Source organism: Peribacillus sp. NPDC096379, from assembly GCF_044762875.1.
Taxonomy (GTDB): domain Bacteria; phylum Bacillota; class Bacilli; order Bacillales; family DSM-1321; genus Peribacillus.
In genome coordinates, this window is sequence record NZ_JBIWFD010000001.1 from 770,632 (window position 1) to 784,574 (window position 13,943).

Below are 13,943 nucleotides of genomic sequence, written 5' to 3' on the forward strand. Positions count from 1 at the left end.
GCGATGATCAAACTGAAACAGACAAAAGGTTTTTGGCTCTCCATTCTATTCGCGTTCGTCTTGTTTACCATCGTCCAAGTTGTCATCTCAAGTGCTATGATTAATTTTTATTTCGTCAACATGATCTTAACGATGGGCATCTATATTATTCTTGCAGTAAGTCTACATTTGATCATTGGCATTACCGGTCAATTTTCCATTGGGCATGCCGGCTTTCTTGCGGTCGGTGCTTATACGTCCGCGGTTTTTACGATGAAACTCGGTCAGCCACTATTGATCGGTCTGATAGCTGGTGGACTTGCTGCGGCAGTGGCTGGGATGCTGATCGGCATTCCGAGCCTTCGGTTAAAAGGAGACTACTTGGCGATTGCCACACTTGGTTTTGGTGAAATCGTTCGGATTACCTTTTTCAATATCGATTATATCGGCGGACCGAGCGGCATGATGGTGTCACAATTAACCACATGGCCATGGGTATTTGGCTGTATGTTACTCACTATTTTAGTCATTCGAAACTTCACGAATTCCACGCACGGTCGGGCTTGTATCTCAGTTCGGGAAGATGAAATCGCCGCAGACGCCATGGGCATTAATACGACCTATTATAAAGTCGTCGCTTTTTTAATCGGTTCTTTCTTTGCTGGAGTGGGTGGCGCACTTTGGGCCCATAATTTTTACATTATTCAACCGAGCCAATTCGGATTTTTAAAGTCATTTGATATTTTAATATTCGTCGTTCTTGGCGGATTAGGTAGTATGAGTGGTGCCGTGATTGCCGCCATTTTACTCACACTCGTTTCCATGTTGTTAACGGAATACCCAGAAACAAGAATGATCATCTATAGCTTGATCTTGATTTTCACCATGCTGTATCGCCCGCGGGGATTGCTTGGCACGAAAGAAGTCACATCCTTATTTACGAACCGAAGAAATAAAAAAGGGGGGCCTAAAGATGGAAACAGACACACCGTTGCTTAAAGTCGAACAAGTAGGAATCCGCTTTGGGGGCTTAAAGGCGGTGGCAGATGTGAATATGAAATTATATTCGGGGGAACTCGTCGGCTTAATTGGTCCAAATGGGGCCGGCAAGACGACGTTATTCAACTTGCTAACAGGTGTATACGTGCCAACTGATGGGCGCATCTTTTTTAAAGGAGAAAACTTACGAAAACAACCTCCATATAAAATCACGAAAAAAGGCATCAGCCGTACGTTTCAAAATATCCGTTTATTCGAAGAACTATCTGTGATTGATAACGTAAAAGTTGCCTATCATTCGCTTGCCAAGCATTCAATTCTAAGTAGTATTTTACGGTTGCCAAATCATTTTTCTGGTGAAAAGGAAATGGAAGAAAAGGCGTTGGAATTTCTAAAATTATTTAACTTAGATCAATATCGGGACGATAAAGCGAAAAACCTGCCATACGGACAACAGCGCCGACTTGAAATTGCCCGGGCGCTTGCAGCTAACCCAGAATTGTTGTTGCTCGATGAACCGGCTGCTGGAATGAACCCAAAGGAAACGGCACAGCTGATGGAGTTGATTGCCTTCATTCGAGAAAAATTCAATTTAACGGTCTTGTTGATTGAGCATGATATGTCGCTCGTCATGGGTGTGTGTGAACGAATCTATGTGCTTGATCACGGACAGCTTATTGCCCATGGAACGCCTGAAGAAATCCGCAATCATCCGAAAGTCATCGAGGCATATCTCGGCGAGGAGGTGTCCTAATGCTTACGATTGAAGATCTCAACGTGTATTATGGCAATATCCATGCTTTGAAGGGTGTTTCGCTTGAGATCAACGAAGGAGAAATTGTCACGCTGATTGGAGCGAATGGAGCCGGAAAGAGCACTTTGCTTAAAACGATTTCTGGCTTATTGAAACCGAAGCAAGGAAAAATCGTCTTTGAAGGGAAACCAATCGCAGCTAAAGCAGCCCAAACAATCGTGAAGCGTGGAATCTCTCATGTTCCGGAAGGACGCCGTGTTTTTGCTAATATGACGGTAGGCGAAAACCTAGAACTAGGGGCCTTTTTACGAAAAGACAAAAAAGGAATCAAACAAGATCTGGAAATGGTGTACGATTTATTTCCGAGGCTATTAGAACGATTGAAACAACAAGCGGGTACTTTATCGGGTGGTGAACAACAAATGCTTGCCATGGGCAGGGCCTTAATGGCGAAGCCGCGCTTGCTCTTGCTTGACGAACCATCGATGGGCTTAGCACCATTGCTCGTGAAAACGATCTTTCGCATCATTGAAGAAATTAACGTATCTGGTACAACAGTTCTGTTAGTCGAACAAAATGCGAATCTAGCCCTATCCATCGCCGACCGTGCCTATGTCATGGAAACAGGCCGCATCGTTCTCTCAGGCAATGCTGAAGAACTCACCTCAAGCGAGAAAGTAAAAATGGCCTATCTTGGAGGGAACTAATAGGAAACCGCCTTAGACATGAGGCGGTTTTTGCGTACTTCACTATGTAGAAAAAATCAGTATTGGCTCCACCTACGCCAATACCACGATAGCCACGCATGCTATCCACCTGAGTTTTAGTATAGGGATATATTGTTAATTTGATATAATGCTTGTATAAAGAAGTGTAAAAAAGTGGTGACGATTATTACAAATTTTTTCGCCGTGGCTGAATGATGCGGTGGGCGGAGTATAGAGGGGGAACATAGACTTTGGGGCGTGAAATTCCCTTACCGTTTCAATGATTACAAGCCAGAAATTACATTAGCGAGTGGGATTAATGTCATTACGTGCCACAAGTAGCTCGATGCACCTACCAACAAAAAAAAGAAGGCCAAATGCCTTCGTTATTCGTTCAGCTATGAGATTTTTTTTCGGCTTTTATTTCCGAATTTCACGTATGTATGACCGTCTTCAGATTTGAAAAATTTGATTCGAAAGAGCTTCAAAGGTGTCCAGACTTCTCTCATTTTATGTAAGGCCATCTATCCTCATCCTTTTAGCGGTAGCACAGCCATCTTAGCATCTTTGCTTTAGACCTGTAACTTTGCGTCCTTATTTTTCAATAAGTTTGCCTTTCACAAAATTATTCAACTTCTTAGAAAAGTATACCAATAAAAAGGCTAAAAGGTTAATAATTCTTATCGGGAAAATGTGACATAAATCGACTATTAAGAAGCTGGAAACGATGGAAACATGTCGTACTCACCATTCGGTTAAAAGGTTGCTATGATGAGACGACTCTTTCAATGATCTGATATCTTAAAATGCAAACGCTTTACTTTTTCCTTCATTAATATAGATGTAGGAAAAAGTGTTCGTTATTACGAATCGTAAAACGGAGGTTGTGCCATAACGAAAGGGTCAGAACCACATATCTATTGTTTATCGGTGCGTGTACATGACGCAATAAACAATAGAAAAAGTGTGAGATCAGACCCTTTTTGTGTTCCTTATGGCTTAGCAATGAAATAGTCGACTAAATAGCTACTCCACAGATCATAACCAGCTTCGTTCGGTGCACTCAAATCCTCGATTAAATACTGTTTCAAGTCTTCAGATTGATCATCTGGCCAAGCTTGCCAATGATTCAAATAAGGCAGCTTCTCTTCCTCAGCATACTTCTGTAGTGCTTCCACTTGGCGAGGATAGAACTTCGCGTTAAACAATGGGTAGGGTGGCTGCAAGATAACAGTTGTCGTCGGTTTACTTGCGCGAACTTCTGTGAGAATCGTTGTAATGTTCGCTAATGAATTCTCTGTAATCACTTCACCGTTATCATTTAGTGTAAATGGTTCAAGCAGGATCATGTCAGCTTTCGCTTCAATGAGATCTTTTTGTTTCTCTTGTTGAACAAAGGCCGTTGACGTGAGATCGTAATCAAGAACATCAATACGAATCGTCTCACCATACGTTTCTTTCATCGCTGAGATGACCGCCTCTGTCCAATCTTTCTCCGTTTTGCTTTTGGCTCCGACGAGAAGAATCTGATATGGCTCACCAGCTTTTAGTTTCTTTTCAAACTCTGCAACACTTTCCTTCGGCCAATTTTTTGTAAAGAGAAGTGAGGATGTCGTGGACGCCCTATTATGGTCCTCCGCTTTAACGGTGTTTACGTCAGCTGGATGATGATGCTTGGAAATTTGCTCGTTCCAATGCCTGTTTCCAAAGATCAGCACAGCTGCCACGCAAATGAGTAATACTACAGTCAAAAAAACTTTCATGTGAACCCCCAATGATGATTTTTCATAATTCAAATATAAGATGCAAGTAAGTTCTACCAAATTTGAAATTACTCTACCAATTTCATAATAAAAGGTATAGTATTACAAAAGGGCTTGCATCTACTAAAAATGACATTTTCTCTTATGTTATGACAATAAATCCTTTTTTACAACATAATGTATGCTATAATACTTACTAATTTTGTGCAACCATCTAGGAGGAAACAATGGAAGAGACTATCAGTTTAAAAGAACTATTTTTAACATTGAAAAAAAGACTGGGATTAATCATCTCGATTACAGCATTGGCTGTCTTAGTGAGCGGAATCATCAGTTACTTTTTCTTAACCCCTATTTATCAAGCTTCGACCCAAATACTCGTCAATCAAGCGAAAAGTGATCAATCCACCTATAACGTTGGTGAAGTACAAACCAATCTACAGTTGATCAATACATACAATGTCATTATCAAGAGCCCAGCAATCCTTGATCTTGTCAACGATGAATTGAAGCTAGGGATGAGTGCGTCTGAATTGAACGAGAAAATTACTGTTCAAAGCGAACAAAACTCACAAGTTGTCAACATCCTTGTACAAGATGAGGATCCGGCACAATCCGTATTGATTGCCAATAAAATCGCCGCCGTCTTTCAAAAAGAAATTGTCGATATTATGAGCGTGGACAATGTAAAAATCTTAGCTAAAGCAACTGTAGGGGAAAATCCAGCTCCGATTAAACCACAGCCACTTTTAAACATTGCGATTGCGATGGTTGTTGGCCTTATGGTAGGTGTCGGTCTTGCCTTTCTACTAGAATACTTAGATAACACAATCAAGACAGAACAAGATATTGAAAAGCAATTAGGACTGACCCTTCTAGGGACGATTTTAAATATGGACGATCAAGTGATTAGTGATAGAAGAAATAACCGTACTAGCAGAGCAGGAGTGAGAGTAAATGGCCTTGAAAAGTAAAAAGAAAACACTACTAAGTGATAACAAGAGAAAACTCATAGCAAAATTTAATCCGAAATCTGCCATTTCTGAACAATACCGAACAATCCGAACGAATATCCAATTTTCCTCAGTCGATAAAGAAATCCGTTCAATCATTGTCACTTCTTCATCACCTAGTGAAGGAAAATCAACAACGGTAGCCAACTTAGCGGTCGTCTTTGCTCAGCAAGGAAAAACGGTTTTACTAATTGACGGAGATATGAGAAAACCAACCGTTCATTATACCTTTAATAATTCCAATACATCTGGCTTAACGAATGTGCTCACAAGGCAAAAGGAATTGATGGACACCGTGATTTCAACGGATGAAAAGAACCTGTTTGTACTTCCAAGTGGACCGATTCCACCGAATCCAGCAGAACTTCTCGCCTCTAAAGCGATGAAGGAACTAATGGCGAATGCTAAAGAGCAATTTGATCTTGTGTTATTCGATAGCCCACCGGTTCTAGCTGTAACAGATGCGCAAATTCTCGCTAATTTCTGTGATGGCACGATTTTAGTTGTTTCAAGTGGGAAGACAGAATCAGAAGCAGCCCTGAAATCGAAGGAACTATTGCTCGCAGCTAATGCAAATCTACTAGGCGCCGTCCTAAACAATAAGAAGAGCAATTCGGGCGATTACTACTATTATTACGGGACTAAAGACTGACGTTTTGACAAGCCTTTAGAACTAGTATAGAGTAATATAATGCCAAATAATTTACAGAAAATTGTCTAAAATGGTAAGAAATAATCAAAGCCTATCCGAGGAGATGTTTTTTTATGATAGATATTCATTGTCACATATTACCTGGAATCGATGATGGAGCCCAACATGTCCCGGATAGTCTTGCTATGGCAAAACTTGCCGTGTCACAAGGGATCCACTCGATCATCGCCACACCACATCACAAAAATGGAAAATATGAAAATACAAAACAAGACATTTTAAATAGAGTAACAGAGTTAAATGAAAGATTAGTAGAGGAACAAATCCCGCTTAAGATTTTCCCAGGACAGGAAAACCGAATCTATGGGGAGTTAGTGGAGGATTATCAATCAGGAGAAATCTTAACCGTAAATGATACGGGTACATATGTCTTCATCGAACTTCCAACAGGACATGTTCCACGATACACGGAACAGCTACTATATGATATACAAATGCAAGGCCTAACACCGATTATCGTCCATCCAGAACGAAATCAAGAACTAATCACCAATCCAAACATGCTCTATCAATTCGTCAAAAAAGGCACCTTGACGCAAACGACAGCAGCAAGCGTTGCAGGAGGATTCGGCAAGAAAATCAAAAAATTCTCCCTACAACTAATAGAAGCCAACCTAACTCATTTTATTGCCTCTGATGCTCATAACGTAACAACAAGAAGCTTCAAGCTGAATGAAGCCTATGATTTGATTGAAGAGAAATATGGGGTCGATATGGTGTATTTGTTTATGGATAATGCTGAGCTGTTATTGCAAGGAAAAACGGTGTATAAAGAAGTGCCGCAACAAATTACACAGAAGAAATTCTTGGGGATTTTTTAATGTAAAACGACAACTTTACTATAAGCAACGGTAATACCTTCTATCCGTTATCTATGGAGGTACTCGGTAATGCTGTGGGACCCTTTCTTTTTAAGAGTCCTTAGACGCATTACGTTGTCAATAGTGTGGTGTGAGGGTGGATTAACTGCCCGTTTATTTTTTTGACTATATTTCTATTTTTTTGTAAAAATACCAGATAAACCTTCTGTCTATATGTATTGGCTGGGTAGGAAGAAGGTTGAATATCTTCTTTAAATAGTTAATGAAAGGATATGTTACGAACGTGACTTATCATTAGCTATTTACTTTTCAGGCTACATACCCATATAAAATCATAACCTAAAAAATAAGAGGAGGAATTCATTGTGAAAAAAGTTCGTAAAGCGATTATCCCAGCTGCTGGACTAGGTACCCGCTTTCTACCAGCTACAAAAGCAATGCCGAAAGAAATGCTGCCAATCGTTGATAAACCTACAATTCAGTACATAGTAGAAGAAGCAGTTGCATCGGGTATTGAAGATATCATCATTGTCACAGGTAAAGGCAAGCGATCGATTGAAGATCATTTTGACAATGCCTTTGAACTAGAAACAAATTTAATGGAAAAAGAAAAATTTGAATTACTTGAAAAAGTCCAAGCTCCTTCGAAAGTAGATATCCATTATATTCGCCAAAAGGAACCTAAAGGCTTAGGCCATGCAGTGTGGTGTGCCCGTAAATTTATTGGCAATGAACCATTTGCCGTTCTACTAGGAGACGATATTGTTCAAGCAGAAACTCCTTGTTTGAAGCAATTAATGAATGAATATGACCAAACATTATCTTCTGTCATCGGCGTGCAAACTGTGCCTGAGAATGAAACAAATCGCTATGGGATTATTGATCCAACTGAACAAAATGGCAGACGATATCAAGTAAGTAATTTTGTAGAGAAACCGGCGATCGGAACGGCACCATCTAATCTAGCGATTATGGGGCGCTATATTTTAACTCCTGAAATTTTTATGTTTTTAGAGCAACAGGAAAAAGGTGCTGGTGGAGAAATTCAGTTAACGGATGCTATACAAAAGCTAAATGAAATTCAACGAGTATTTGCTTATGATTTTGAAGGGAAACGGTATGATGTTGGTGAGAAATTTGGTTTTGTGAAAACTACGTTAGAGTTTGCGTTGCAGAATGAAGAAATAAAAGATGAGTTATTAGCGTTCTTAGAGCAAACGGTGAAGAATATGTCTGCTCAAAAAACAAATGGATAAGGATTACTGTTAATCCAAAATCCGAGTTATCGCTATTTAATTAAAGAAGGGGTTGCCATTGGATTATAAAAAAAGGATTCCATTATTAATCATTTTAGACTCGGTCATTGTGTTATGTTCGATCTTACTTGGATACTTTATTTTGAATCCTGAATTGAAGATCTATACAAAGCCTATATTATGGATATGCTCGATTTCCTTGCTTTTAAGCCATCATTTATTTGCTACTATTTATCGTCTTTATCAAAAAGCATGGGCGTATGCAAGTGTAGGTGAATTAACCGCGATTGTAAAAGCTATTACGTTTTCGATTTCGGTGACTGCCATTGTTCAACTTGTTTTAACCCAGGATGTATATTTTAGGGTTTTAGGTATCACGTGGATGTTACATATGATTTTAATCGGCGGTTCCCGATTTTCATGGCGGGTTTTCCGAGACCGATTTATTTCAGCGAATCCTAATAAGAAACGAACGTTAATTGTTGGTGCAGGTTCAGCAGGAACAATGGTTGCTAGGCAGCTTTTGAAAAATACAGATGCCGACCTATACCCGATTGCCTTTGTCGATGATGATTCTAAAAAGTATAAATTACAAATCTATGGAATTGAAGTACAAGGGAATATTAAAGACATCCCAAAATTAGTAGAAGAACTAAACATAGAAAACATTGTCATTGCGATTCCTTCATTAGAAAAACATGAGATTAAAAGAATCTATGAAGAATGTGCAAAAACCAAAGCAAAGACAAAAATCATGCCATTGATTGAAGACCTTGTTACCGGCAGAGTTTCAGTGAATCAAATTCGAGATGTGCAAGTGGAAGACTTACTTGGTCGAGAACCAGTCGAATTAGATATGAGTGCTATTTCAGAAAAACTTACAGGAAAAACCGTGCTTGTTACAGGAGCTGGTGGATCGATTGGTTCGGAAATATGCCGACAAATAGCCAACTTCCAGCCACAAACATTGCTTCTTTTAGGTCATGGTGAAAATAGTATTTATTTGATCGATATGGAATTAAGAAGAAAGTATATGGGCGATTTTGGAATCATTCCTATTATTGCGGATGTTCAAGATCGTGTTCGGATCTTTGATATTATGTCTGAATACAAACCGGATGTTGTTTATCATGCTGCCGCTCATAAACATGTGCCTTTAATGGAATATAATCCAATGGAAGCTGTGAAAAACAATATCTTTGGCACTCGAAACGTAGCTGAGGCAGCGGATGCTTTTGGAGTAAATAACTTTGTTCTCGTATCAACAGATAAGGCTGTTAATCCTCCTAATGTGATGGGGGCGACGAAGCGGTTCGCGGAGATGGTTATTCAGAACCTAGCAAAAGAAAGTGCTACAAAGTTTGTTGCCGTGCGTTTCGGAAATGTACTTGGGAGTCGAGGAAGTGTCATTCCATTATTTAAAAAGCAAATCCAAGCAGGTGGTCCAGTCACAGTAACAGATCCAGAAATGACACGTTATTTTATGACGATTCCGGAAGCTTCAAGGCTTGTTATTCAAGCTGGTGCATTGGCTAGAGGTGGCGAGGTATTTGTCCTTGATATGGGCGAACCTGTTAAAATTGTCGACCTTGCGAAAAACCTTATTACTCTCTCAGGATATACAATAGAAGAAATCGGAATCAAATTCTCTGGGATTCGACCTGGGGAGAAGTTGTTTGAAGAGTTATTGAATGAGAATGAAGTTCAGGCGAAGCAGGTGTTTCCGAAGATTCATATTGGGAAGGCGGAGCCGATGGAGAAAGATGAGCTTTATTCTATGATCGAGACTTTGCCTCATAAGAATTCGGTAGAGTTGAAAGAAATATTAGTAAGTATCGCTAATACAAAATTTGGTAAGAAGAAACAAACAGTATTGGTTGTGAGTTGAAGAAGTAAATGAATGAATTTGAGGGAAAAAGAAGAGTGTGCTTGAAAAGAAAGTTTCAATGGTTCCTGTTCATATGATTGATTTTATTGTATGGACAAGGGCTGTTGTTTTGTATTTTTAATGTTGAAGTAGACATACGTCTTTGTAAGTGGTATGTACATTTGATGTATTTAGTTGGTTAGTAGTTAGTTGGATAGAAGAAAAGTTGGAATCCAATTAAGTACTAAGTTACTAAAGAATCACTATAAATGCTTAACAAATAAAGATTAATAAAGCGAGGATAATTATTATGATTGATACTGAATTAAGAAATATCCCCTTTTCTCCACCGGATATTACAGATGCGGAGATTGAAGAAGTTGTAAAAGCAATGAAGTCTGGTTGGATTACAACTGGACCTAGAACAAAAGAGTTTGAAAAAAGAATAGCTGAATATGTTGGTACAAATATGGCAGTTTGTTTAAATTCCGCAACAGCAGCAATGGAGCTTACTCTTCGTATTTTAGGGATAGGTCCGGGAGATGAGGTCATTACTTCTGCATATACTTATACAGCATCGGCATCCGTTATAGATCATATTGGAGCAAAAATTGTACTAGTTGATACGGCTCCAGATTCATTTGAGATGGATTACGCAAAACTTGCTGATGCAATTACAGAGAAGACAAAAGCGATCATTCCTGTTGATATCGCTGGGAAGATGTGTGATTACGATACTATATATAAAATAGTAGAAAGTAAAAAAGATCAGTTTAAGCCAAACAATGAACTTCAATGGTTATTTAATAGAGTAATTGTAATGACGGATGCTGCTCATGCTTTTGGAGCTGAGAGAAATGGAATGAAATGTGGACAAGTGGCAGACTTTACCTGCTACTCTTTCCATGCAGTAAAGAACCTAACAACGGCTGAAGGTGGTGCAGTAGTTTGGAGTAGAGGACTTGGATTGGATGATGAGTGGCTATATAAACAATTTATGTTATATAGCCTTCATGGCCAATCTAAAGATGCGTTAGCGAAAACGCAAAAAGGTGCATGGGAATATGACATTGTCTATCCCGCTTACAAGTGCAATATGACCGATATTATGGCTGGGTTTGGTTTAATTCAGTTAAATAGATATGAGAGTCTTAAGCAAAGACGTAAAGAGATTATTGAGATGTATGATAAAGCACTTTTACCATTAGGGATTCAAAGCTTGCAACATTATGGTGAGGACTTTTCATCGTCGGGTCATTTATATTTAACGAGAATACCTGGACTTACCGAAGAAAAAAGAAATGAAATAATTGTTGAGATGGCTGAAGCTGGTGTTGCGTGTAACGTTCACTATAAGCCATTGCCTATGTTTACGGCATATAAAAATTTGGGGTTTGACATTGAGGATTACCTGAACGCTTACAAGCAATATGTAAATGAAATTACGCTTCCGCTTCATACTTTGTTGAGTGATGAGGATGTGGAGTATATAATAGAAAGTTTAAAAAAGACTTTGGATGAACTCAAGGTGTGGGGTGGCTAAATGTATAGGAATTTTTTTAAAAGAGTATTTGATTTAATATTAGCTTTGATAGCACTTCCATTTTGGTTTATTATCCTATTAATTGTTGGACCGATCATTTACTTTCAAGACAAAGGGGCAATTTTTTATAATGCATCGCGGCTTGGCAAGAATGGAAAGATATTTAAAATGTATAAATTCCGTTCAATGAAAATGAATGCTCCTGACTTGAGAAATGAAGATGGGTCAACTTTTAATGCAGAAGATGATCCCAGATTAACTAAGATAGGAAAGTTTATTCGTAAAACAAGTCTTGATGAAACACCACAGCTGTTAAATATTATTAAGGGTGATATGAGTATCATCGGACCAAGGCCTGACTTACCAGAACATCGTGCATTATATGAGGGCAATGAAGGACGGAAACTAGAAATAAGACCGGGTGTTACTGGATATAATCAGGCTTACTTTAGAAACACGGTACCTTGGAAAGAAAGAATTCAAAATGATATTTACTACATTAACCAACTGTCTTGGTGGCTTGATATTAAAATATTTTTTAAAACAGCTATGTCGGTTTTGAAGCGCGAAGATGTATTTGTAAGCGAAAAGGGTACTAATTCAAATCAAAATACAGATATAGGAATGAAGGGGTGAGTTTATTATGAAAAATATAGAAAATGCAGTAACCTTCAATAAATTAAAGTGGGATACAGACTTTTTTGGTGTTACTAGTGCAAAAGCTATATTGCATAGACCGCTTACATTAGATGAATGGAATGAATTAAAAACAAGTTTTAAAGATTTTCAGTTTATATCAATTGAGAATCAACATTCAGAACCTGTTAATGCTCAGATGATCGGAAAGGATATATCCGCGTTTTTGGTAGACGTGAATATTCAGTTTGTGAAAAAAATAATAGGGCCAAATGAGATGCCAAAAAACGTAACAAGCCACCAATCACTAGAGAGAAATGATCAAATGATCGAAATAGCAGATTTTCAGTTTTCAAAGTTTACGGATGATCCAGAATTGGCTAAACGAGGTGGCGATCAAATATATCGTCAATGGCTTATTAATTCTTTTGGAAAGCCAGATAAGTTTTATGCGTTATCTAAAGATGAAATGGGCGATATAAATGGTTTCCTATTATTCTCCTATTCAGATAATGCATGTGTAATTGAGCTAATTGCTGTGTCTCAAAGTGAGACTAAAGGTGGCATTGGTACTAGCTTATTTAAAGCAGTAGAATATGCGGCATATCAACGTGGATTTAATGAAATTAAAGTTGGTACCCAAGCGAGGAATATGGGTGCAATTAACTTTTATCATAAAGTTGGTTGTAAGCAGGTAGGGTGTCATCAAGTTTATCATTTGTGGAATTTATAAATATTATGGTGTGTTAAGTCGGGGGATTTAAATGAGGAAAGTTCTTATTGTCTCAACAGTCAGTAGACAGTTTTATTTGTTTGAACAAGGTAATATAGAAGTTCTAAATTCTTTAGGATATGAGGTTCATGCTTCTGCTAATTTTAGTGATGCAAATGAAAGGTTAGACGCTTTAGGTATTATCAGGCATCCATTTGATATTCAGCGATCACCATTCTCTCTAAAGAATATAAAAGCATATAAGCAATTAAAAAAAATCATGAAATCAGAGAATTTTGATGCTGTACACTGTCATTCTCCAATGGGAGGCGTGTTAGCTAGACTTGCAGCGAAGTCATTAGGGATTACCGCTGTGATCTATACAGCTCATGGCTTTCATTTCTATAAAGGGGCACCATTTGTTAACTGGGTAGTGTATTATCCAGTGGAGAAATTCCTAGCAAGATATACAGACCATCTCATTACGATCAACAAAGAGGATCTTTACAAAGCCAATGATTTCAAAGCTGGACAAGTACATTATGTTCCAGGCATTGGCGTCGATACGAATAAGTTTGACGATGCAGTAGGTAGGCGTGAGGAGAAGCGAGCTGAATTAAGGATCGAAGAAGATACGGTAGTATTACTTTCTATCGGTGAGATGATTAAGCGGAAAAACCATGAGACAGCCCTAAGAGCAATAGCGAAACTAGAGAATCAAAATTATGTGTATTTAATCTGTGGTAGAGGGGAATTAGACAGCTACTTACAGGAGCTCACCCTCTCCCTTGGAATTCAAGAGAAAGTAAGATTTCTCGGTTTCAGAAATGACATTAAGGAAATCTGTATCGCTTCTGACGTATTTGTATTCCCTTCTTATCAAGAGGGATTGCCTGTTTCTGTCATGGAGGCCATGTCAGCAGGACTACCAATTATCGCTTCTGAAATTCGGGGAAATACGGATTTAATCGAAAACGGAGTTGGTGGATACTTGTTGCATCCAGAGGATATTGATGGATTTGCAGCATCAATTCAAAAAGTCGTAAACAATACGCCATTGCGTCAGGCTATGGGTACTAATAATAAAACTGAAGTGAGGAAATACGACACGAGTGTTGTGAAAAATAAAATGAGAGAAATATACAGCGGGCTATAACAATTATTAAAAGAAAAGAGAGACT

General features: G+C 38.5%; 13 protein-coding genes and 1 riboswitch. Of the genes, 12 read left to right on the forward strand and 1 reads right to left on the reverse strand.

Translation table 11 applies throughout. The features are described 5' to 3' along the window. Positions 1-3 precede the first annotated feature (3 nt). From ACIQZI_RS03665 to ACIQZI_RS03675, 3 genes are read left to right on the forward strand one after another with little or no spacing between them, the layout of a single operon-like run. Complete coding sequence (locus ACIQZI_RS03665; RefSeq protein WP_403069487.1) at positions 4-978, forward strand: branched-chain amino acid ABC transporter permease; 975 nt, start codon at positions 4-6, stop codon at positions 976-978. Continuing rightward, complete coding sequence (locus tag ACIQZI_RS03670) at positions 953-1,732, forward strand: ABC transporter ATP-binding protein (RefSeq protein ID WP_062177326.1); 780 nt, start codon at positions 953-955, stop codon at positions 1,730-1,732. The genes ACIQZI_RS03665 and ACIQZI_RS03670 overlap by 26 nt, the downstream gene beginning before the upstream one ends. Next, positions 1,732-2,439, forward strand: a complete 708-nt coding sequence (locus ACIQZI_RS03675) for an ABC transporter ATP-binding protein (protein WP_062177329.1) — start codon at positions 1,732-1,734, stop codon at positions 2,437-2,439. The genes ACIQZI_RS03670 and ACIQZI_RS03675 overlap by 1 nt, the downstream gene beginning before the upstream one ends. A 540-nt stretch (positions 2,440-2,979) precedes the next feature. Continuing rightward, positions 2,980-3,064: riboswitch (cyclic di-GMP riboswitch) on the reverse strand. 367 nt (positions 3,065-3,431) lie between these two features. Here ACIQZI_RS03675 and ACIQZI_RS03680 read toward each other — a convergent pair. Beyond that, the gene (locus tag ACIQZI_RS03680; protein ID WP_403069492.1) at positions 3,432-4,202 is read right to left on the reverse strand and encodes an SGNH/GDSL hydrolase family protein; all 771 of its coding nucleotides are present in this window, start codon (positions 4,200-4,202) and stop codon (positions 3,432-3,434) included. A gap of 227 nt (positions 4,203-4,429) precedes the next feature. On the opposite strand from ACIQZI_RS03680, the gene ACIQZI_RS03685 reads away from it, so the two are divergent. The 9 genes from ACIQZI_RS03685 (at position 4,430) to ACIQZI_RS03725 (ending at position 13,918) form a co-directional block, all read left to right on the forward strand. Then, positions 4,430-5,176 (forward strand): YveK family protein, encoded by a 747-nt coding sequence (locus ACIQZI_RS03685; RefSeq protein WP_403069495.1) that lies wholly within the window; start codon positions 4,430-4,432, stop codon positions 5,174-5,176. After that, on the forward strand, positions 5,160-5,867 hold the full coding sequence (locus tag ACIQZI_RS03690) for a CpsD/CapB family tyrosine-protein kinase (protein WP_062177338.1): 708 nt from the start codon (positions 5,160-5,162) through the stop codon (positions 5,865-5,867). Before ACIQZI_RS03685 ends, ACIQZI_RS03690 begins: the two co-directional genes overlap by 17 nt. A gap of 113 nt (positions 5,868-5,980) precedes the next feature. Next, a complete protein-coding gene (locus ACIQZI_RS03695; RefSeq protein ID WP_403069499.1) occupies positions 5,981-6,748 on the forward strand; it encodes a tyrosine-protein phosphatase in 768 nt (255 codons plus the stop codon). A 365-nt stretch (positions 6,749-7,113) separates the two neighbouring features. Beyond that, complete coding sequence (galU, locus tag ACIQZI_RS03700) at positions 7,114-8,004, forward strand: UTP--glucose-1-phosphate uridylyltransferase GalU (protein ID WP_403069502.1); 891 nt, start codon at positions 7,114-7,116, stop codon at positions 8,002-8,004. Between the two features lie 58 nt (positions 8,005-8,062). Continuing rightward, positions 8,063-9,892, forward strand: coding sequence for a polysaccharide biosynthesis protein (locus ACIQZI_RS03705; protein WP_403069505.1), 1,830 nt, complete (start codon positions 8,063-8,065; stop codon positions 9,890-9,892). 289 nt (positions 9,893-10,181) lie between these two features. Continuing rightward, positions 10,182-11,414 (forward strand): DegT/DnrJ/EryC1/StrS family aminotransferase, encoded by a 1,233-nt coding sequence (locus ACIQZI_RS03710; protein ID WP_403069508.1) that lies wholly within the window; start codon positions 10,182-10,184, stop codon positions 11,412-11,414. After that, positions 11,415-12,050, forward strand: a complete 636-nt coding sequence (locus tag ACIQZI_RS03715) for a sugar transferase (RefSeq protein ID WP_403069511.1) — start codon at positions 11,415-11,417, stop codon at positions 12,048-12,050. It begins immediately after the preceding gene. A 7-nt stretch (positions 12,051-12,057) separates the two neighbouring features. Beyond that, the gene (locus ACIQZI_RS03720; protein ID WP_403069514.1) at positions 12,058-12,783 is read left to right on the forward strand and encodes a GNAT family N-acetyltransferase; all 726 of its coding nucleotides are present in this window, start codon (positions 12,058-12,060) and stop codon (positions 12,781-12,783) included. Between the two features lie 31 nt (positions 12,784-12,814). Next, positions 12,815-13,918 (forward strand): glycosyltransferase family 4 protein, encoded by a 1,104-nt coding sequence (locus ACIQZI_RS03725; protein ID WP_403069517.1) that lies wholly within the window; start codon positions 12,815-12,817, stop codon positions 13,916-13,918. Positions 13,919-13,943 lie beyond the last annotated feature (25 nt).

What these genes read in the sequence shown, in the direction of transcription:
- ACIQZI_RS03665 (WP_403069487.1), top strand. Translation starts at nt 4, where the DNA reads ATGATCAAACTGAAACAGACAAAAGGTTTTTGGCTCTCCATTCTATTC.
- ACIQZI_RS03670 (WP_062177326.1), top strand. Translation starts at nt 953, where the DNA reads ATGGAAACAGACACACCGTTGCTTAAAGTCGAACAAGTAGGAATCCGC.
- ACIQZI_RS03675 (WP_062177329.1), top strand. Translation starts at nt 1,732, where the DNA reads ATGCTTACGATTGAAGATCTCAACGTGTATTATGGCAATATCCATGCT.
- ACIQZI_RS03680 (WP_403069492.1), bottom strand. Translation starts at nt 4,202, where the DNA reads ATGAAAGTTTTTTTGACTGTAGTATTACTCATTTGCGTGGCAGCTGTG.
- ACIQZI_RS03685 (WP_403069495.1), top strand. Translation starts at nt 4,430, where the DNA reads ATGGAAGAGACTATCAGTTTAAAAGAACTATTTTTAACATTGAAAAAA.
- ACIQZI_RS03690 (WP_062177338.1), top strand. Translation starts at nt 5,160, where the DNA reads ATGGCCTTGAAAAGTAAAAAGAAAACACTACTAAGTGATAACAAGAGA.
- ACIQZI_RS03695 (WP_403069499.1), top strand. Translation starts at nt 5,981, where the DNA reads ATGATAGATATTCATTGTCACATATTACCTGGAATCGATGATGGAGCC.
- ACIQZI_RS03710 (WP_403069508.1), top strand. Translation starts at nt 10,182, where the DNA reads ATGATTGATACTGAATTAAGAAATATCCCCTTTTCTCCACCGGATATT.
- ACIQZI_RS03715 (WP_403069511.1), top strand. Translation starts at nt 11,415, where the DNA reads ATGTATAGGAATTTTTTTAAAAGAGTATTTGATTTAATATTAGCTTTG.
- ACIQZI_RS03720 (WP_403069514.1), top strand. Translation starts at nt 12,058, where the DNA reads ATGAAAAATATAGAAAATGCAGTAACCTTCAATAAATTAAAGTGGGAT.
- ACIQZI_RS03725 (WP_403069517.1), top strand. Translation starts at nt 12,815, where the DNA reads ATGAGGAAAGTTCTTATTGTCTCAACAGTCAGTAGACAGTTTTATTTG.